General features: G+C 60.7%; 19 protein-coding genes. 13 read left to right on the top strand and 6 right to left on the bottom strand.

All coding sequences use genetic code 11. The annotated features are described in order from the left end of the window. Positions 1–11: 11 nt before the first annotated feature. From V6607_RS24530 to V6607_RS24515, 4 genes are all read right to left on the bottom strand, one after another. Positions 12–278, bottom strand: coding sequence for a hypothetical protein (locus V6607_RS24530; RefSeq protein ID WP_004371249.1), 267 nt, complete (start codon positions 276–278; stop codon positions 12–14). A 48-nt stretch (positions 279–326) separates the two neighbouring features. Further along, positions 327–674 (bottom strand): hypothetical protein, encoded by a 348-nt coding sequence (locus tag V6607_RS24525; protein WP_008434934.1) that lies wholly within the window; start codon positions 672–674, stop codon positions 327–329. Between the two features lie 85 nt (positions 675–759). After that, positions 760–1,953: an MFS transporter gene (locus V6607_RS24520; RefSeq protein ID WP_134327158.1), complete on the bottom strand. Its 1,194-nt coding sequence runs from the start codon at positions 1,951–1,953 to the stop codon at positions 760–762. A gap of 86 nt (positions 1,954–2,039) precedes the next feature. Further along, positions 2,040–2,699 carry an HD domain-containing protein gene (locus tag V6607_RS24515; RefSeq protein ID WP_134327157.1) on the bottom strand — a complete coding sequence of 220 codons (660 nt, stop codon included), beginning with the start codon at positions 2,697–2,699 and terminating at the stop codon, positions 2,040–2,042. Positions 2,700–2,811: 112 nt separating this feature from the next. On the opposite strand from V6607_RS24515, the gene V6607_RS24510 reads away from it, so the two are divergent. The 6 genes from V6607_RS24510 to V6607_RS24485 all read left to right on the top strand — a co-directional run bounded on the left by V6607_RS24510 (position 2,812) and on the right by V6607_RS24485 (position 8,750). Beyond that, complete coding sequence (locus V6607_RS24510; protein WP_004371239.1) at positions 2,812–3,291, top strand: GNAT family N-acetyltransferase; 480 nt, start codon at positions 2,812–2,814, stop codon at positions 3,289–3,291. Positions 3,292–3,440: 149 nt separating this feature from the next. After that, positions 3,441–4,262, top strand: coding sequence for an SDR family oxidoreductase (locus tag V6607_RS24505; RefSeq protein ID WP_004371237.1), 822 nt, complete (start codon positions 3,441–3,443; stop codon positions 4,260–4,262). 31 nt (positions 4,263–4,293) lie between these two features. Next, the gene (locus V6607_RS24500) at positions 4,294–5,274 is read left to right on the top strand and encodes a substrate-binding domain-containing protein (RefSeq protein ID WP_008434927.1); all 981 of its coding nucleotides are present in this window, start codon (positions 4,294–4,296) and stop codon (positions 5,272–5,274) included. Then, positions 5,271–6,779, top strand: coding sequence for an L-arabinose ABC transporter ATP-binding protein AraG (gene araG / locus V6607_RS24495; protein WP_004371233.1), 1,509 nt, complete (start codon positions 5,271–5,273; stop codon positions 6,777–6,779). Before V6607_RS24500 ends, araG begins: the two co-directional genes overlap by 4 nt. A gap of 16 nt (positions 6,780–6,795) precedes the next feature. Continuing rightward, positions 6,796–7,761, top strand: a complete 966-nt coding sequence (gene araH, locus V6607_RS24490) for an L-arabinose ABC transporter permease AraH (RefSeq protein ID WP_004371231.1) — start codon at positions 6,796–6,798, stop codon at positions 7,759–7,761. Between the two features lie 185 nt (positions 7,762–7,946). Beyond that, positions 7,947–8,750, top strand: a complete 804-nt coding sequence (locus V6607_RS24485; protein WP_004371229.1) for an IclR family transcriptional regulator — start codon at positions 7,947–7,949, stop codon at positions 8,748–8,750. Positions 8,751–8,886: 136 nt separating this feature from the next. Here the strand turns inward: V6607_RS24485 and V6607_RS24480 are convergent, their stop codons facing one another. Next, on the bottom strand, positions 8,887–9,939 hold the full coding sequence (locus V6607_RS24480) for an NAD(P)-dependent alcohol dehydrogenase (RefSeq protein ID WP_134327690.1): 1,053 nt from the start codon (positions 9,937–9,939) through the stop codon (positions 8,887–8,889). Between the two features lie 181 nt (positions 9,940–10,120). On the opposite strand from V6607_RS24480, the gene V6607_RS24475 reads away from it, so the two are divergent. Then, positions 10,121–11,011: an AraC family transcriptional regulator gene (locus V6607_RS24475; RefSeq protein ID WP_004371227.1), complete on the top strand. Its 891-nt coding sequence runs from the start codon at positions 10,121–10,123 to the stop codon at positions 11,009–11,011. 193 nt (positions 11,012–11,204) lie between these two features. Here V6607_RS24475 and V6607_RS24470 read toward each other — a convergent pair whose 3' ends face one another. Continuing rightward, on the bottom strand, positions 11,205–12,869 hold the full coding sequence (locus V6607_RS24470; protein WP_008434918.1) for an electron transfer flavoprotein-ubiquinone oxidoreductase: 1,665 nt from the start codon (positions 12,867–12,869) through the stop codon (positions 11,205–11,207). A gap of 554 nt (positions 12,870–13,423) precedes the next feature. Here V6607_RS24470 and V6607_RS24465 point away from each other — a divergent pair. From V6607_RS24465 to V6607_RS24440, 6 genes are all read left to right on the top strand, one after another. After that, entirely contained in the window at positions 13,424–14,173 is a 750-nt protein-coding gene (locus V6607_RS24465) for an electron transfer flavoprotein subunit beta/FixA family protein (protein WP_004371224.1), read from the top strand. Positions 14,174–14,175: 2 nt separating this feature from the next. Continuing rightward, positions 14,176–15,105, top strand: coding sequence for an FAD-binding protein (locus V6607_RS24460; protein ID WP_004371223.1), 930 nt, complete (start codon positions 14,176–14,178; stop codon positions 15,103–15,105). An 83-nt stretch (positions 15,106–15,188) separates the two neighbouring features. After that, on the top strand, positions 15,189–16,004 hold the full coding sequence (locus V6607_RS24455) for a transporter substrate-binding domain-containing protein (protein ID WP_102369693.1): 816 nt from the start codon (positions 15,189–15,191) through the stop codon (positions 16,002–16,004). 9 nt (positions 16,005–16,013) lie between these two features. Further along, positions 16,014–16,376 (top strand): DUF4398 domain-containing protein, encoded by a 363-nt coding sequence (locus V6607_RS24450; RefSeq protein WP_008434912.1) that lies wholly within the window; start codon positions 16,014–16,016, stop codon positions 16,374–16,376. Next, entirely contained in the window at positions 16,373–17,185 is an 813-nt protein-coding gene (locus V6607_RS24445; RefSeq protein WP_004371220.1) for an OmpA family protein, read from the top strand. Before V6607_RS24450 ends, V6607_RS24445 begins: the two co-directional genes overlap by 4 nt. A gap of 312 nt (positions 17,186–17,497) precedes the next feature. Beyond that, entirely contained in the window at positions 17,498–18,937 is a 1,440-nt protein-coding gene (locus V6607_RS24440; RefSeq protein ID WP_008434911.1) for a PLP-dependent aminotransferase family protein, read from the top strand. Positions 18,938–19,020 lie beyond the last annotated feature (83 nt).

The raw sequence follows: 19,020 nt of genomic DNA, 5'->3' as shown, positions 1-19,020 counted from the left end.
GGCAAGGTGTGTTACTGGCCCGCTTCGCTTTCAAGCTTGCGAGCCGCTTCCACGCCGGACGCGGTGAGCTTGATCGGCAGGTTCAGCGAATGTTCACCGGCATCGTTGCAGGTCACATGGCCTTCCTTGATCCACCCGCGGTCCTGCAAGGTGGCCAAGGCGCTGGCCACCACTTTTTCACCTCGGTAGTTGTCCAGCACTTCTTTGCCCAACCCACTGGGATGAGCGTGGAGCAGACGGGTGAGGACTTCTTTTTCAAGGTTGTGATCGACGTTCATGCATACCTCTTCACTGGGAAATGGTTGGGTGTTCGTCTTTCTTGCGCATTAAGGCGCTGGCTGTTTTGGCGCGCCGGGGATGTTGGAGTCATCGCCTTTATTGATCGAGGGCGAAGTGGCACCTGGGCCCATTTTGCCGTTAGGCACCGCACCGCTGTTGCGATTGGTGTCGTCGCCCTGGGTGCGTGGGTCCCTGCTGTTGTCGATGATGGCGCCGCCGTTGGTGTCCATGCCGGTACCCATCGAGTCCTTCGACTCCTGAGCGGCCGGGTTGGGCGGGCTGCCGACAGGGTCGGTCGGGCCGGTGCTGGAACCTGTGGAGGCGGCAAAGCTGCTCAGCGAAACAGCAGACAGCAAACCGGTGAGGGCGAGGGCGGCAAATTTGGAAGTCGTCATGATGGTGTCTCCATATGATTAATGTCCTTACCTGATATTGGTCCGCCCCCGTTTGTGATTCGTGCCTCGATACCGACGAACGGTCTTAGGTCGCTTGTAAGATTTTGTGTGACGAGATTCGGCGCCAGATCAACCGCGCCACCGTGATCAGCCAATTGAGCAGCGCCACCGCCAGTACGCTCATCAACAGGGTCGGCATGCCGTATTCGACGATGACCTTGCCCGCCAGCAGCGGGAAACCGAACACCCCGATAAAGTACGCCAGGCTGAACAACAGCAACGCCTGGGAGGTGGTGCCAGCGGGTGCCTCGTTCGCAGCCAAACCATTGATCACCGAATACGTCAGGCCGTAACCGACGCCCAGAGTGACGGCTGCCAGCAGGTAGCTGTAGTTGCCGCTGACCCTGAACCCGAACAGGAAAATCGACACCAGCATCAACCCCGACAACACACACGCCGCCCAATACGGATCACGCTTGACCACGATGCCGGCGATCAGCAGGCGGCTGGTAATCGCCGCACTCATGAAGCCCAGGAAGAACAGCGAATAGTCCAGCCCGTGCAGCGTTGCGTAGCTGGTCTGGAAACTCGACAGCCCGCCAAACACGCAACCGCCGAGGCCCACCATGATGATCGCGAACACCGCCCGGGACGACAGCACCTTGCGTGTCGCCGACCAGGAAATCTTCGCCGCCGGCGCGGTGTGTTGACTCAGCGCGCGACCCAGTCGCCAGAAAATCAGCACACCTACCAAGCTCGCCAGCGCTGCTATATGAAAGGCCGCCGTCAGCGAAAAATCCAGGGCACTTGCCGCCCGCCCCAGCAGTGGCCCGGAGCCGATTCCGGTCATCATGCTGCCCGACAGCAGGGCAAAATACTTGGCCCGTTGCGCCGGTTCCACCAGCATCGCGACGATGATCGGCCCCAACGTGTAGAACACGCCCCAGCCCAATCCCAACGACAAGCCAAAGAACATCAAGCCCTCGCCGAACCCCGGCGCCAGCGCAAAGCCCAGGCACGCCACCACCAGCAATACGCCGAGCAGGGCGATCGACCTGGCAGCCCCCAGCAGGTCGGCCAGATGCCCGGAAACCAGCACCGCCACAAAGGTGCTGAGCATCGCCATGGAGATCACGCTGCCGGCGTCGTGTTCGTTGCCTCCGCGCGAATGGATCAGCAGCGACAGCAAGAATGTCGAGCCATAGGACAGGGAAAGCAGGTAGCTGGCGAGGCAGAAGAGGGCGAACAGTTTTCCGCCAACCGCAGGTGAGGCGTGCATGGAAGAGCCTTGCGTCTGTTGGATTTATGCCCAACTTTTTACCATGCACGGCACGTGGGATTGTTCTGTGGTTCGCGGCGCTTGCGTTAGCCCGCAGCGGAGTATGGCGTGCCTATTTCTTCGATGAACATGTTCATGAAACCCTTCAACCGCTCATGGCGCGCCAGGGCCATGCGTTGCCCCGTCGGCGTCTGAAATCCGCCCGCCAGATGCAGCAGCTTGGTCTGGAAATGGTCGAGGCAAAAGCGCTTGTCGTCGTACTCGCGATGCTGCGCCGTTGGGTCAGCTGGGTCATACAGCCCGCTGCCCATGCGCCCGGCGATGTAAAATGTGCGGGCCACGCCGATCATGCCGAGGGAGTCCAAACGGTCGGCATCCTGCATGATTTTTGCCTCGAGCGTCACCGGAATAAGGCCCGCCGAAAAGCTGTGGGTCTCGATGGCGTGGGTCACCGCTGCAATCTTCCCGGGCTGCCACGCCAGCCCCTGCAAAATCTCCCCGGCCTTGTCTGCCGCCAGTTTCGAAGCCTTGGACCGCAACGGCGAATTCTTCTCCACTGCCACGCAGTCGTGCAGCAACACGGCTGCCAGCAGTACCTCGGGATCGCCACCTTCTTCAGCCTGGATCAAGCGCACGTTGTGCCATACCCGCTGCAAGTGGGACAGGTCGTGGGCGCCGTCTTCGGAAGGCTCAAGGGCGTGAGGCAATAACGTCGCGGCGAGGTCGGTCAAGGGCGTGAAGGGCATGGGGATTCTCAAAGGTCGATGGCCTGCAGGTTAGCCGCGAATCAAATTGCACTGCAATCGGTCATTAAAGCGCCTTAGTATGTGTGCTCTCTTTCCCTGACAAGGCCTGCCCATGACCATCGAGATTCGCCCCGCCGTGCCCAGCGATGCTGCGCAGATCCTGACCTTCATCACCGAGCTTGCCGACTATGAAAAAGCCCGGCACGAAGTGATCGCCAGCGTGGTGGACATCGAGCGCAGCCTGTTCAGTGAAGGTGCCACCGCCCACGGCCTGATCTGCCTGCGCGACGGTTTGCCGATCGGCTTTGCGGTGTTCTTTTTCAGCTATTCCACGTGGCTGGGCAGCAACTGCCTGTACCTCGAAGACCTGTACATCAACCCCGAGCAACGCGGTGGCGGGGCGGGCAAGAAGTTGCTGCGCCACCTGGCGAAAATCGCCTGCGACAACGGCTGCGGGCGTTTCGAGTGGAGCGTGCTGGACTGGAACGAGCCGGCCATCGCGTTCTACAAATCCATCGGTGCCCAGCCCCAGGAAGAGTGGGTACGCTACCGCATGGAAGGCGACGCCCTCAGGGATTTCGCACAGGGTTAAGTGTGCATAAAGGACCGGCTTTTAAAGCCGGTTTTTTTATATATTTGCTCACTATATGGGATGATAATTTATATATTGAGATGTTCCGGTTTCTGGGTTTATAGTCTTGCGCATCAGCACTCACTACCAAAAACAAAACAGGTGAAGCGATGCAGGCACAACCGTTGTCGTTACCTCCGGTGCCCGAGCCGACTTACGGCGAGCGACTGAAGAACAAAGTCGTGGTCATCACCGGTGCCGCCCAAGGCATTGGCGAGGCTATCGTCGCCTGCTTCCAGGCTCAGCAGGCGCGCCTGGTGATCGGTGATATCCAGGGCGAGAAGGTCGAGCAGGTCGCCGCCCACTGGCGCGAACACGGCGCCGAGATCTACGCACAACCTGTCGACATCACTTCCAAGGATCAATGGCGCGCCCTGGTGGACGTCGCTATCGAACGCTTTGGCCGCGTCGATGTGCTGGTCAATTGCGCCGGCGTCAACGTGTTCCGCGACCCGCTGGAAATGACCGACGAAGACTGGCGCCGCTGCTTCGCCATCGACCTCGACGGCGCCTGGTACGGCTGCCGTACCGTGTTGCCGCACATGATCGAGCAAGGCATCGGCAACATCATCAACATCGCCTCCACCCACTCCAGCCACATCATTCCCGGCTGCTTCCCGTACCCGGTGGCCAAGCACGGCTTGCTCGGGCTGACCCGCGCGCTGGGCATCGAATACGCGCCCAAGGGCATCCGCGTAAATGCCATCGCGCCGGGCTATATCGAAACCCAACTCAACGTCGATTACTGGAACGGCTTTGCCGACCCGCACGCCGAGCGCCAGCGTGCCTTCGACCTGCACCCGCCCAAGCGCATCGGCCAGCCGATTGAAGTGGCGATGACGGCACTGTTTCTTGCGACCGATGAGGCGCCCTTTATCAATGCCACCTGCCTGATGATCGATGGTGGGCGGTCGGTGATGTACCACGATTAAAACTTTTCCAAATAACAAGAAGAGGTGGTTCATGCTCAAGAAAACACTAGGCACCCTTGCCCTCACGATGGCGCTCAGCGGCCTGGCCTCTGCCGAAGAAGTAAAGATCGGCTTCCTGGTCAAGCAGGCGGAAGAGCCCTGGTTCCAGACCGAATGGGCCTTCGCTGAAAAAGCCGGCAAGGACCATGGTTTCACCGTGATCAAGATCGCCGTGCCCGACGGCGAGAAAACCCTGTCCGCCATCGATACCCTGGCCGCCAACGGCGCCAAGGGTTTCGTGATCTGCCCGCCGGACGTGTCCCTGGGCCCTGCGATCATGGCCAAGGCCAAGCTGAATAACCTCAAAGTGCTGGCGGTAGACGACCGCTTCGTCGACGCCAAGGGCAAGCCCATGGAAGACGTGCCTTACGTCGGCCTGGACGCCTACAAGATCGGCCAGAAACAAGGCGAAGCCATGGCCACCGAAGCCAAGCATCGCAACTGGGACTGGAAGGACACCTACGCCGTCATCAATACCTTCGACGAGCTGGAAACCGGCAAGAAGCGCACCGACGGTTCGGTAGAAGGCCTCAAGGCCGCCGGCCTGCCGGTTGACCATATCCTGTTCACCGCGCAGAAAACCCTCGACGTGCCGGGCGCCATGGACTCCACCAACTCGGCCCTGGTGAAACTGCCCAGCGGCGCGAAAAACCTGCTGATTGGCGGCATGAACGACAGCACCGTACTGGGCGGCGTACGCGCCACCGAAAGCGCCGGCTTCAAGGCCACAAACGTGATTGGCGTGGGCATCAACGGCACCGACGCCATCGAAGAACTGAAGAAATCCGACACCGGTTTCTACGGCTCGATGCTGCTCAGCCCCGATGCGTCCGGCTATAAAACCGCGACCTCGATGTTCGAGTGGGTGACCAAAGGCACTGAGCCTGCCAAGTTCACCGCACTGGATAACGTGACCCTGATCACCCGCGCCAACTTCAAGGAAGAGTTGAGCAAGATCGGTCTGTGGAAATGAACAGCGCCGCAGCAGAAAGCCTGCGCTTCAACGGCATCGGCAAGGAGTTTCCCGGGGTGAAGGCCCTGGCGCAGATCAGCTTTGAAGCGCGGCCCCATTCGGTGCATGCGCTGATGGGCGAGAACGGCGCGGGCAAGTCGACCTTGCTGAAAATCCTCGGCGGTTTTTATCCGCCCAACAGCGGCAGCTTGCAGTTGGGCGAACGCAGCGTGAGTTTCAAGTCGGCGGCCGACAGCATCGCCAGCGGCATCGCAGTGATTCACCAGGAGCTGCAACTGGTGCCGGAAATGACCGTCGCCGAGAACCTGCTGCTGGGGCATATGCCGTCGCGCTTTGGCGTGGTCAATCGCGGGGCGATGGTGCGCAAGGCACGGGAACTGCTCAAGGGCCTGGCGGATGAAATCGATCCGAACATGCGCCTGGGCAGCCTGTCCCTCGGCCAGCGGCAACTGGTGGAAATCGCCAAGGCCATGTCGCGCAACGCCCATGTGATTGCGTTCGACGAACCCACCAGCAGCCTCTCGGCCCGTGAGATCGAGCGGCTGATGGTGATCATCGCCCGACTGCGGGATGAAGGCCGGGTGATCCTCTACGTGTCGCACCGCATGGAAGAAGTGTTCCGTATCTGCGATGCGGTGACGGTGTTCAAGGACGGGCGCTTCGTGCGCACGTTCGAGGACATGACGCAGTTGAACGTCGACCAGTTGGTCAACTGCATGGTCGGGCGCGATATCCAGGATATCTACGACTACCGGCCGCGCGAGCACTGCGGTGAAGCGCTGCGAGTCGAAGGTTTGCTCGGGCCGGGGTTGCAGGAACCGGTGAGCCTGCAGGTGAACAAGGGCGAGATTCTCGGGCTGTTCGGCCTGGTGGGGGCCGGGCGCACAGAGTTGTTGCGCCTGCTCGCCGGGCTGTCCCGCAGCACCCAGGGGACCCTGGTGCTGCATGGCCAGGCGCAGACGTTCAAGACACCACGGGATGCGATTGCGGCGGGGGTGTTGCTCTGCCCCGAGGACCGCAAGAAGGAAGGCATCGTGCCCCGCGCAAGCGTTGCAGAGAACATCAATATCAGTGCGCGGCGCGACCATGCGCGCTTCGGCTGGCTGATCCAGGGCGGCTGGGAACGCACCAACGCCCAGCGGCAGATCAGCGCGCTGAACGTGCGCACGCCGTCGGCGGACCAGCCGATTCTGTTCCTTTCGGGCGGCAATCAGCAGAAGGCGATTCTCGGCCGCTGGTTGTCGATGCCGATGAAAGTGTTGCTGCTGGACGAGCCGACCCGCGGCATCGATATCGGTGCCAAGTCGGAGATCTACCAGATCATTCACAACCTGGCGGCCAGTGGCATCGCGGTGATCGTGGTGTCCAGCGACCTGATGGAAGTGATGGGCATCTCCGACCGCATCCTGGTGATGAGCGAAGGCGCCCTGACCGGCGAATTGACCCGCGATCAAGCGGACGAAGCACGGCTGCTGCAACTGGCTCTTCCGCGTACGCGGGACTGAAGAATACGAGGTGGGTATGTCACAGGTAAAAACTGCAAGAAGCTTCTGGCCGGGGTTCAACCAGCGCAAGTTTCTCGATGATTGGGTCATGCTGCTGGCGGCCTTGAGCATCTTTGTGCTCAGCGCCATCTTCATCGACAACTTCCTCTCGCCGCTGAACATGCGTGGCCTGGGGCTGGCGATTTCCACTGTGGGGATTGCGGCCTGCACCATGCTGTTTTGCCTGGCGTCGGGGCACTTCGACTTGTCGGTGGGTTCGGTGATCGCCTGTTCGGGCGTGGTGGCGGGGATCGTGATTCGCGACACCGACAGCGTGTTCTTCGGCGTGTCGGCGGCGTTGGCCATGGGCCTGGTGGTGGGGCTGATCAACGGCATCGTGATCGCCAAGCTGCGGATCAACGCGTTGATCACGACGCTGGCGACGATGCAGATCGTGCGTGGGCTGGCGTATATCTTTTCCAACGGCAAGGCGGTCGGCGTGATGGACGAAAACTTCTTCGTCTTTGGTAACGGCCAGCTATTTGGCGTGCCGGTGCCAATCGTCATCACCGTGCTGTGCTTTGTGTTTTTTGGCTGGTTGCTGAACTACACCACCTACGGGCGCAACACCATGGCCATCGGCGGCAACCAGGAAGCGGCGCTGTTGGCCGGGGTGAATGTCGATCGCACCAAGATCATCATCTTTGCCGTGCACGGCGTGATCGGCGCGTTGGCCGGGGTGATCCTGGCGTCGCGGATGACCTCGGGGCAACCGATGATTGGCCAGGGGTTCGAGCTGACGGTGATCTCGGCGTGCGTGCTGGGCGGGGTGTCGCTGAGCGGCGGAATCGGGATGATTCGGCATGTGATTGCCGGGGTGCTGATTCTGGCGATCATCGAGAACGCGATGAACCTGAAGAACATCGACACCTTCTACCAATACGTGATTCGCGGCTCGATCCTGTTGCTGGCGGTGATTATCGACCGCATGAAACAGCGATAAAAAGGGCGCCACACGACCAATGTGGGAGCGGGCTTGCTCGCGAAAACGGTGTGTCAGTCAGCGTATGCATTAACTGGAAAACCGCATTCGCGAGCAAGCCCGCTCCCACATTTTGATCTCCCCTGTTTTGCTGGTCCGCATTTGCCATAATGCTCGCCGTTTTCGTACTTCCCAATAGGCCCGATATGCAGGAAAACGCCCAAACTCCCGTCAAAGAAGCCGCGCCCACCGGCACTCAAACCCTGCTTCGTGGCCTGGGCGTGGTGCAGGCAGTGGCGGCCGGTGCGCGGGATCTGAAGGAAATCGCCAAGCGCATCGGCACCACCCGCAGCACCACTCACCGCCTGGCCAGTTGCCTGGTGGAAGAACGCTACCTGCGCGTAGTGCCGCAAGTCGGTTATCTGCTGGGCCCCAAATTGATCGAGCTGGGTTTCCAGGCCCGTGAAGAACTGCCTTTGGTCAGCCTGGCAGTGCCGTATCTGGACGAGTTGTCGGCGTTGACCGGCGATACCATCCACCTGGCTATCCGCGAATACGACGACGTGCTGTACCTGCACAAGAACCCTGGCCGCAACGGCCCGGAAATGCGCTCGCGCGTCGGCCATCGCATGCCGCTGGCGCGCACCGGGATCGGCAAGGCGTTGTTGCTGGATGACAGCGTGGAAGAGTGGCAGCGCCTGTATCAGGTCAGCTTGCCGACGGGCGGGAAGAATCTGCAGTGGCCGCAGCACCCCGAACAATCCTGGGCGCAGTTTGAACAGCGCATGCAGGAATACGTGGCGGGCGGTTATGCATTCGATCTGGAAGACAACGAACCGTCGATCCGTTGTGTCGCGGCACCGGTGCGCGATGCCAGCCGGCGAATCGTCGCCGGCATCAGCATCGCCAGTACCGTGCCCTACATGCCGCTGGAGAAAATGGCCGAGCTGATCCCTGTGATCAAACAGGTCGCAGCACGGCTGTCAGCGGAGTTGGGCGCGAAGGCCTGATCAGGCCGTGATCGTTCCCATGCTCCGCGTGGGAATGCCGCTTCGGACGCTCCGCGTCCAGCACTTGAGCCCTGCGCAACGGTGACGCAGAGCGTCACAGCATGCGTTCCCACGCAGAGCGTGGGAACGATCATGATCAGGCCTTCAGGGTCGCCATGTCGATCACGAAGCGGTACTTCACATCACCGGCAATCATGCGGGTGTAGGCTTCGTTGATCTGGCGGATGTCGAGCATCTCGATGTCGCAGGTGATGCCGTGCTCGGCGCAGAAATCCAGGACTTCCTGGGTTTCGGCAATGCCACCGATCAACGAACCGGCCAGCACCTTGCGGCCCATCACCAGCTTGGCGGCATTGACGGGCGGGTCGACCGGCTCGATCAAACCTACCAGGATGTGCACGCCGTCAAAGCGCAGTACGTCGAGGTAGGGATTCAAGTCGTGCTGCACCGGAATGGTGTCCAGCAGGAAGTCGAAATGCCCGGCAGCGGCTTTCATCTGGGCTTCGTCGGTGGACACGATCACGTGGTCGGCGCCCTGGCGACGGCCTTCTTCAGCCTTGCTCGCGGAGCGGGTGAACAGCGTCACTTCCGCGCCCATGGCCTTGGCGAACTTGATGCCCATATGGCCCAAACCGCCCATGCCCAGAACGCCAACCTTGTCGCCAGCCTTCACGCCGTAGTGCTTGAGCGGCGAGTAAGTGGTGATGCCGGCGCAGAGGATCGGCGCGGCGCTGGCCAGGTCGAGCTTGGCCGGGATCTTCACCACGAAGTGCTCGCTGACCACGATGCTGTCGGAGTAGCCGCCCATGGTGTTGCTGCCGTCGACCCGGTCCGGGGTGGCGTAGGTCATGGTCGGGCCTTCGAGGCAGTATTGCTCGAGGTCCGCGTGGCAGGCGTCGCAGTGACGGCAGGAGTCGACCATGCAGCCAACACCCACCAGGTCGCCGACTTTGTGCGCGGTGACGCTGGCGCCGACGGCGGTGACTTTACCGACGATCTCGTGGCCCGGCATCAGCGGGTACACGGCAATGCCCCATTCGTTGCGTGCCTGGTGGATGTCGGAGTGGCAGACGCCGCAGTAGAGAATTTCGATCGCCACGTCATCGACGCGCGGGCTACGGCGTTCGAAGGACATGGGGGCGAGGGGAGTGGTGGCCGATTGAGCGGCATAACCGATGGCGGTGTACATGGAGAAACCTCGCAGGTGCAGTAACAGGTGAGGTGGCGCATTCTCCGCGCCGTGCCTGGGTGCGGCCATGGCGATTGCTCCGAGTCTCATGCCTATTCGTCCGGGAGTGCACCTGGATTGGATCGTTGTGGCGCCAGACCTGCGATGATGGTCTCATCCCCTTTTTCGCGAAGTTTTTGCCATGTTGTTGACCCGCCATGTCGATGCCAATGCCGCGTTGGTTGCCTTGATCGAACCCCTGACACCCCGTGATGGGTTCTCGCCCACGAACCTGCCGGGCGTGCAGGTATTGCGTGCCAGTTGCGATGTGGCGCGGGGCCCGCAGATTTATGAACCGAGCCTGATGATCGTCGCCCAGGGCAGCAAGGTCGCGTACCTGGGCCCGCGTACCCTGGAGTACGGCGCGGGGCATTACCTGATCCAGGCGATGCCGGTGCCGTTCGAATGCGAGACTTTTGCCATGCCGAATGCACCGCTGTTGGGGGTGACGGTGGGCATTGATCGGGTGGTGCTGGGTGAGTTGGTGATGGCGATGGGGATCCAGTCCGGGCCACCCCCGGCAGCCCAGACGTTGGAGTCCATGAGTTCAGTGGTGCTGGATGACGCCATGCGTGGCTGCGTCGAACGGCTGTTGCAGTGCCTGCACGATCCGCTGGAGAGTCGGATCATGGGCCCGGCGCGGGTTCGGGAATTGTTGTTCACCGCGTTGCGTGGGCCACAGGCGGATGTGTTGCGCGCGCTGGTGGAGCAGCAGGGGCAGTTTTCCCGAGTGGCGACCTCGTTGAATCACCTGCATGCCCATTACGCCGAGCCGCTGAATATCGAGACCTTGGCGGGTTATGCGCACATGAGCGCGTCGACCTTTCACGAACACTTCAAGCGCTGCACGTTGTTGTCGCCGGTGCAGTACCTCAAGCGTCTGCGGTTGCTCAAGGCACAGCAGTTGCTGTTGGTGGAAGGCATGGGCGTGGCGCAGGCGGCCCACAGTGTGGGGTATCAGAGCACGTCGCAGTTCAGCCGGGAATACAAGCGCTACTTCGAGCGCAGCCCTGGGGATGAGCGGGCGGCATAACTCTCCCGGGCACAATTCGGTCAAAAATGTGGGAGCGGGCTTGCTCGCGAAATCGGTGGTTCAGCCAAAACATCTGTGACTGATACACCGCTTTCGCGAGCAAGCCCGCTCCCACATTTGACCGAGTCGATGGGTCTTTTTCCGGGCTACAAAAAAGGCCCCCATTTGGGAGCCTTCTGTTCAAGCAGCGGATTTACATATTCGGGTAAGTCGGCCCACCCGCACCTTCCGGCGTCACCCACGTAATGTTCTGCGAAGGGTCCTTGATGTCACAGGTCTTGCAGTGCACGCAGTTCTGGGCGTTGATCTGGAAGCGCTTCTCGCCGTCTTCCTTGGTGATCACTTCATACACGCCGGCCGGGCAGTAGCGCTGCGCCGGTTCATCGTAGAGCGGCAGGTTGGTGCCGATCGGGATGCTCGGGTCTTTCAGCTTCAGGTGGCACGGTTGTTCTTCTTCGTGGTTGGTACCGGAGATGAACACCGAACTCAGCTTGTCGAAGCTCAGCTTGCCGTCGGGTTTCGGGTAGTCGATCTTCTTGCTGTCCTTGGCCAGCTTGAGGCAGGCGTAGTCCGGCTTGGTATCGTGCAGGGTAAACGGCATTTTGCCGCCGAGGATGTTCTGGTCGAACCAGTTGAAGCCGGCACCAATGATCGGGCCGAACTTGTGCATCGCCGGGCCGAAGTTACGGCTGGCGAACAGTTCTTCGTAGAGCCAGCTGTTCTTGAAGCTGTCGACGTAAGCGGTCAGTTCGTCACCGCCTTCGGATTCGGCGAACAGGCGGTCAGCCACGGCGTCAGCGGCGAGCATGCCGGACTTCATCGCGGTGTGGCTGCCCTTGATCTTGGCGAAGTTCAGGGTGCCCAGGTCGCAGCCGATCAGCGCGCCGCCCTTGAACACCATTTTCGGCAGCGAGTTCAGGCCGCCTTTGCAGATGGCACGGGCGCCGTAGCTGATGCGTTTGCCGCCTTCCAGGTACTGGGCCAGCACGGGGTGATGCTTGAGGCGCTGGAACTCGTCGAACGGCGACAGGAAGGTGTTGCTGTAGGACAGGTCGACGATCAGGCCGACGACCACCTGGTTGTTTTCCAGGTGATAGAGGAACGAACCGCCGGTGTTCTCGGCGCTCATGATGTCCAGCGGCCAACCGGCGGTGTGCACCACCAGGCCTGGCTGGTGTTTGGCCGGGTCGATTTCCCAGATTTCCTTCAGGCCGATGCCGTAGTGCTGGGCGTCGGCGTCGCTGTCCAGGTTGAAGCGCTGGATCAGTTGCTTGCCGATGTGGCCACGGCAACCTTCGGCGAACAGCGTGTACTTGCCACGCAGTTCCATGCCCGGGGTGTAGACGCCTTCTTTCGGGTTGCCTTCACGGTCGACGCCCAGGTCACCGGTGATGATCCCGCGCACCACGCCGTTTTCGTCGAACAGTGCTTCCTGGGCGGCGAAGCCCGGGTAGACTTCCACCCCCAGGTTCTCGGCCTGCTGGGCGAGCCAGCGGCACAGGTTGCCCAGGGAAATAATGTAGTTGCCTTCGTTGTGCATGGTCTTGGGCACAAAGAAGTCAGGCACCTTGGTGGAAGCTTCGCTGGAGCGCAGTACATAGATGTCATCACGCACAACAGGGGTGTTGAGCGGTGCACCGAGTTCTTTCCAGTCCGGGAACAGTTCGTTCAGGGCACGGGGTTCAAACACGGCACCGGACAGGATATGAGCGCCGACTTCGGAGCCTTTTTCGACCACGCAGACGCTGATTTCCTTACCGGCTTCGGCGGCCTTCTGCTTCAATCGGCAGGCGGCAGACAGGCCTGCCGGGCCAGCGCCGACGATGACCACGTCGAATTCCATGTATTCGCGTTCCACAGGCTATCTCCTACTCAAGGCTCAACGGCTTTTTTTTCTAATGGGTGGAGGTTCGGTAATCCGTCCCACAATGCCTGCATCAATCTCATGCAAGGGGCAGGGAACGACCCACCTTTCTCTCTAGGTGGCGCATTATATCTACACCACTCTCAGCGTCCAATACAAACGTTTGTTTGAATTGCCCGCAAGCTAGGTAAATCAAAGCAACGCGGCTTATAACTGACCATTTTGGCGTATTGACCGGAATAGGCGTTCCGGTCAATATACGGTCGGTTTTGCGCATCCCGTAGGCAGACTGTGGGTTTCAAGGCCACCTCGAAAGACAGGCTGAAGGTAAATAAGGGTGACGCGCGAGCCACGATGGCGCGCAGTTTACACGCCACGATAATGAATGACCTCTCAGTCACCACTGACGAACGGTCATCACTCCCGTGAGCAAGGTCCCCCGCCGACGATTGCCGGTGTTTTTGGAGGTGCCCTTGTGTGCCGATGAGCATCAAACCGCCAGGTTCGCCTAGGCGACTTTCTTTTCACCGGAGAGTAACGAGGAATCCATGAAGGTTCTTGTAGCTGTCAAACGCGTTGTCGATTACAACGTGAAAGTTCGCGTCAAGGCGGACAATTCCGGCGTCGACCTCGCTAACGTCAAGATGTCGATGAACCCTTTCTGCGAAATCGCCGTGGAAGAAGCCGTACGCCTGAAAGAGAAAGGCGTTGCGACTGAAATCGTCGTCGTTTCCATCGGTCCGACCACTGCTCAAGAGCAGCTGCGTACCGCCCTGGCGCTGGGTGCCGATCGCGCCATCCTCGTCGAATCCGCTGAAGAGCTGACTTCCCTGGCCGTTGCCAAATTGTTGAAAGCCGTTGTCGACAAGGAACAGCCATCGCTGGTGATCCTCGGCAAACAAGCCATCGACAGCGACAACAACCAGACTGGCCAGATGCTGGCTGCACTGACCGGTTACGGCCAGGGCACCTTCGCCTCGAAAGTCGAAGTGAGCGGCGACAAGGTTGCCGTGACCCGCGAAATCGACGGCGGCGCGCAGACAGTTTCCCTGAAACTGCCGGCCATCGTCACCACCGACCTGCGTTTGAACGAGCCGCGCTACGCGTCCCTGCCAAACATCATGAAAGCCAAGAAGAAGCCTCTCGAAGTGCTGACTCCGGACGCTTTGGGCGTTTCCACCGCCTCCACCAACAAGACCGTAAAAGTCGAAGCACCGGCTGCACGCAGCGCGGGCATCAAGGTCAAGTCGGTGGCTGAACTGGTCGAGAAACTGAAAAACGAAGCGAAGGTAATCTAACCATGACTATCTTGGTAATCGCAGAACACGACAACAAGGTCGTGGCTCCGGCCACCCTGAACACTGTTGCCGCCGCCGCCAAAATCGGTGGTGATATCCACGTCCTGGTCGCTGGCCAAAACGTTGGTGCCGTGGCTGAGGCCGCTGCCAAAATCGCTGGCGTGAGCAAAGTACTGGTTGCCGATAACGCAGCCTACGCTCACCAGTTGCCGGAAAACGTTGCGCCGCTGGTAGCAGAACTGGGCGCTGGCTACAGCCACATCCTGGCTGCCGCCACCTCCAACGGCAAAAACATCCTGCCGCGCGTTGCTGCGCAACTGGACGTTGACCAGATCTCCGAGATCGTTTCGGTAGAAAGCGCCGACACCTTCAAGCGTCCGATCTATGCCGGTAACGCCATCGCTACCGTGCAGTCCACTGCGTCGGTAAAAGTCATCACCGTGCGTGCCACCGGTTTCGACCCGGTTGCAGCTGAAGGTGGTTCGGCTGCGGTTGAAGCTGTGGCTGCTGCCCACGACGCTGGCACTTCCAGCTTCGTTGGCGAAGAGCTGGCCAAGTCCGATCGTCCAGAACTGACCGCTGCCAAGATCGTCGTTTCCGGCGGCCGCGGCATGCAGAACGGCGACAACTTCAAGCACCTGTACGCCCTGGCCGACAAGCTGGGCGCTGCGGTCGGCGCTTCCCGCGCTGCCGTCGACGCAGGTTTTGTACCGAACGACATGCAGGTCGGCCAGACCGGCAAGATCGTTGCGCCACAGCTGTACATCGCCGTCGGTATCTCCGGCGCGATCCAGCACTTGGCCGGTATGAAAGACTCCAAGGTGATCGTTGCGATCAACAAGGACGAAGAAGCACCGATCTTCCAGGTGGCTGATTACGGCCTGGTGGCGGACTTGTTCGAAGCCGTACCCGAGTTGGAGAAGCTGGTCTAATCCAGCCGCTTCACTTATAAAGAGCCCGGTCTTTTGACCGGGCTTTTTTTTGCCCGGTAATTTTTCAACTGGAGAACCCTGCCATGGAATTGCGTCCCTGGACTGTACTGCTGGCCCTGTCACTGCTGCCGACGGTGTCGCTGGCGGCGGGCAAATGTGATCGGCTGGTGATCACCGGCAGCCCGGACGCCCCGCCTTATCTGTGGCGTGATCCCCAGGACCCCACGCACTTGATCGGCGCCACCGCCGACATGCTGCAGCAAGTGGCCAAGGACCTCGGGGTGAAAATCGACCTGCTGTACGGCGGCAAACGTTCCCTGGCGCTGGAAGAAGTGCGCAGCGGGCGCATGGACATCCTCGCCGACGCGCCATTGACCCTCGACGCCCTGGACTCCCTCGACTACATCCACCCGGCATTGGTGCAAACCGATTATCTGGTCTGGACCCGCAAGGATTCCTCCCTGGCCTACAGCCAGGCCAGCGACCTGCAGGGCCACAAGGGCGCGGTGTCGGAAAGGGCGCGCCTGAGCCGCGACTTTGAAACCTTCGCCGGTGAGCAACTGACCCTGCAGCGCCTGCCCAGCCTGACCCCGGCGTTCCAGAAACTGCTATTGGGAGAAGTGGACTACGTGCTCGCCGGACGTTATTCCGGCATGGCCATGGCCCAGACCCTGGGCATGAGCAACGACCTGGTGGCGCGGGAAATCCCCATCGACCAGCCGGGCCTGTACCTGGCCATTTCCCACAACTCCGCCTGCAACGATCCGTGGTTGCGCGGACAGCTCGCCAAAAAGATGACAGAATTGCCCGCGTCCGGTCTGGCGGAAACCGCGCTGCAGAGCAATCTTGAGCGCTGGAAAGCGCAGTTGCAGCAACCCGTCGGCACCCCAACAAAGTAGGGATTTTCAGTGACTATTCGACCTCTTTTCGCGGCCCTCGCCGTTGTAGCTCTGGCGGGATGTGCAGCCGATCCTGCGCCGAATGAACAGATGCGCCTGACCCAGCAAGCCCTGGAACAAGCCAGCGCCGTGGGCGCCGTTGCCAGCGATTCGCCCGAGCTGAAGCTGGCGGAAGACAAGTTCACCCAGGCCCGTGCCGACATGGCCGATGAATCCTACAAGGACGCCCGCATGCAGGCTGAAGAAGCCGAGCTGGACGCCCGCCTGGCGGAAGCGCGGGTGCTGACCCGCAAAAGCCAGGAGCAACTGAACGTGCTCAACACCCGCATCACCCGCCTGCGCAAGCAGTTGCAGTTGGGAGACGCCCAATGAGCCCGTTGATGCGTGGGTTGAGCTGTGTGGTGTTGCTGGGCAGTGCGCTGGGTGGTTGTGCGACCCATCCCGACAGTAACCTCGCCTTGCAACAGGCCAGCACTGACTTCCAGAAGGTCAAGGAAGATTCGAATGTGCTGCGTATCGCACCCAAGGACGTGATTCGCGCCGGTGAGTCCCTGGCCCGTGCCGACCGTTTCTCCAGCTTCTGGGGCAGCGGCGCCGATGTGGCGCATTACGCCTACCTGAGCCAGCGCTACAGCGCGATTGCCCGGGAACACACCGAGCAGGCACTCAATCAGGAGCGTGGGGTCAAGCTGGAGCTGGAACGCCAGCGCCTGCAACTGGCCCTGCGTGAAGCCAAGCTCTCCAGCGTTCAGCAACAGGGCAAATGGATTGAGGCGCAGATATCCAGCCTGACCACCGTCCAGCCTGATCGCGGGCTGGTGATGACCCTGGGTGACGTGCTGTTCGATACGGGTGATGCAGAGCTGCAAAACTCGGCCAACCGCACCGTGCTCAAAGTGGTGCAGTTCCTGCAACTGAACCCCAAGCGCGTGGTGCGCATCGAGGGTTACACCGACAATACCGGCGGCGAACAGGAAAATATCAAACTGTCCCGGGACCGCGCTCAAGCGGTTGCGGATGTACTGAGCGACCTGGGGATCGACGAAAAACGCATTCAGGTCGAAGGCTACGGCGATCAGTATCCGGTCGAAGCCAACGCGTCTGAGCGGGGCAGGGCGCAGAACCGTCGGGTAGAAATTGTGTTCTCCGACGAAAAAGGCCAGCTGGGCGCTGCTCGCTAAACCTGATTCTCAAGGTGAAAGGTGATTCCTGTGGGAGCTGTCGAGCCCCAGCGAGGCTGCGACAGGATCGCCTCGGTGCACCTGCGAGACCGCAGCGCCTGCATCGCAGCCTCGCTGAAGCTCGACAGCTCCCACATAAGCCCGGTCGCTGATCGGGTTTTTTATGCCCGCGATTCAGTTCGCAACCCTTACAGTTTTTTCTATCACTGCCGCCCGCGCTCGACTATTGTGGCAACTGTCCCCGTACACTTCTAAACTGTGCCGGTATGTTTCACACAAAAATAAAATACCCGTGAAATCGAGTGCTGCGTCATGACCAATCTGTTGCTCTACCAACGTATCGCCCAGCAGCTGGCTGAGGATATCCGCCGCGGTGTCTATCAACCGGGCGAGCGCGTGCCTTCGGTACGCAAAATGAGCTCCCAGCTCAACGTCAGCCACGCCACCGTGTTGCAGGCCTACGCGAACCTGGAAGACCAGGGTTTGATTCGCGCGCGGCCGCAGTCCGGGTATTACGTGCACCAGACGCCGGCGCTCACTGCGCCCACGCCGGACATCGCCCGGGTCGAGCGTCCAGGGTTGGTCACCCGCAGCAGCATCATTCAACAGGTGTTGGTGGAATCCCGTCGCGAAGGCGTGTTCCCGCTCGGCGCCGCCGTGCCGAGTGTCGACTACCTGCCTGTGCGCGCGCTGCATCAGCAACTGGCCAAGGTCACGCGTTTCCAGAGCCCGCGGGCGTTCAGTTACATGTTCAGCCCGGGTTTCGAGCCGCTGCGGCGCCAGGTGGCGATCCGTATGCGCGATGCCGGGGTGGTGGTCGACCCCTCCGAAGTGGTGATCACCCATGGGTGTGTCGATGCATTGCAGATGTCGCTGCGGGTGCTGACCCGCCCCGGCGACCTGATCGCCGCCGAATCGCCGACCTATTACGGCTTGCTGCAACTGGCCGATCTGCTGGGCCTGAAGGTCATCGAAATCCCCAGCGACCCGGCCACCGGCATGAGCCTGGAAGCCCTGCAACTGGCAGCCAACCAATGGTCGATCAAGGCCCTGGTGCTGACCACGCGCCTGAGCAATCCCCTGGGCGGCACCATGCCCGAAGAGCGGCAGAAACAGTTGCTGCGCCTGGCCTCGGATTTCGATATCCAGGTGGTCGAGGACGATATCTATGGCGAACTGATGTTCGAACTGGGCCGCACCAAGGCCCTGAAAGCCTACGACCGTCTGGACCGGGTCATCTATTGCTCGAGTTTCTCGAAGACCCTGTCACCGGGCATTCGCATTGGCTGGATGATTGCCGGCAAGTACCAGCAGGAAATCCAGCGCCTGCAAATGTTCAGCACCCATTCGGCCTGCAGCGTGACCCAGATGGGCACGGCGGCGTACCTGGAGAATGGCGGTTACGACCGCCACCTGCGCTATATCCGCCAGGAGTACCGCAAGAACCTCAGCGCGTTCCAGCTGGCCGTGCAGCAGTATTTTCCCGAAGGCACCCAGATGACCCGCCCGACCGGCGGTTTTATCCTGTGGGTCAGTTTGCCTGGACGGGTCAATACCCAGGAACTGCACGTGCGCGCCTTGCAGCAGGGCATCAGCATTGCACCGGGGCTGATCTTCAGTAATACGGAACAGTTCAACCACTGTATTCGCCTGAACTGCGGCACCCCGTGGAACCGCGAGGCGGAGCGCGCCTTGATGACCCTCGGGATGCTGGCAAGCCAGTTATGCCAGGAGACTGCGGCGGGTTTTTGAGGCATGGAAAGGGGACATGACGGGTAGCTGGCTAATTACCATGCTTGTCATACCGTCCTCAACAAGCGAGCATATGGCCTTCT

The sequence above is a fragment of the Pseudomonas sp. KK18 genome, from assembly GCF_037094675.1.
Taxonomy (GTDB): Bacteria; Pseudomonadota; Gammaproteobacteria; order Pseudomonadales; family Pseudomonadaceae; genus Aquipseudomonas.
The sequence above is the reverse complement of the archived record's forward strand: the minus strand, read 5'-3'. Positions and strand labels throughout refer to the sequence as shown.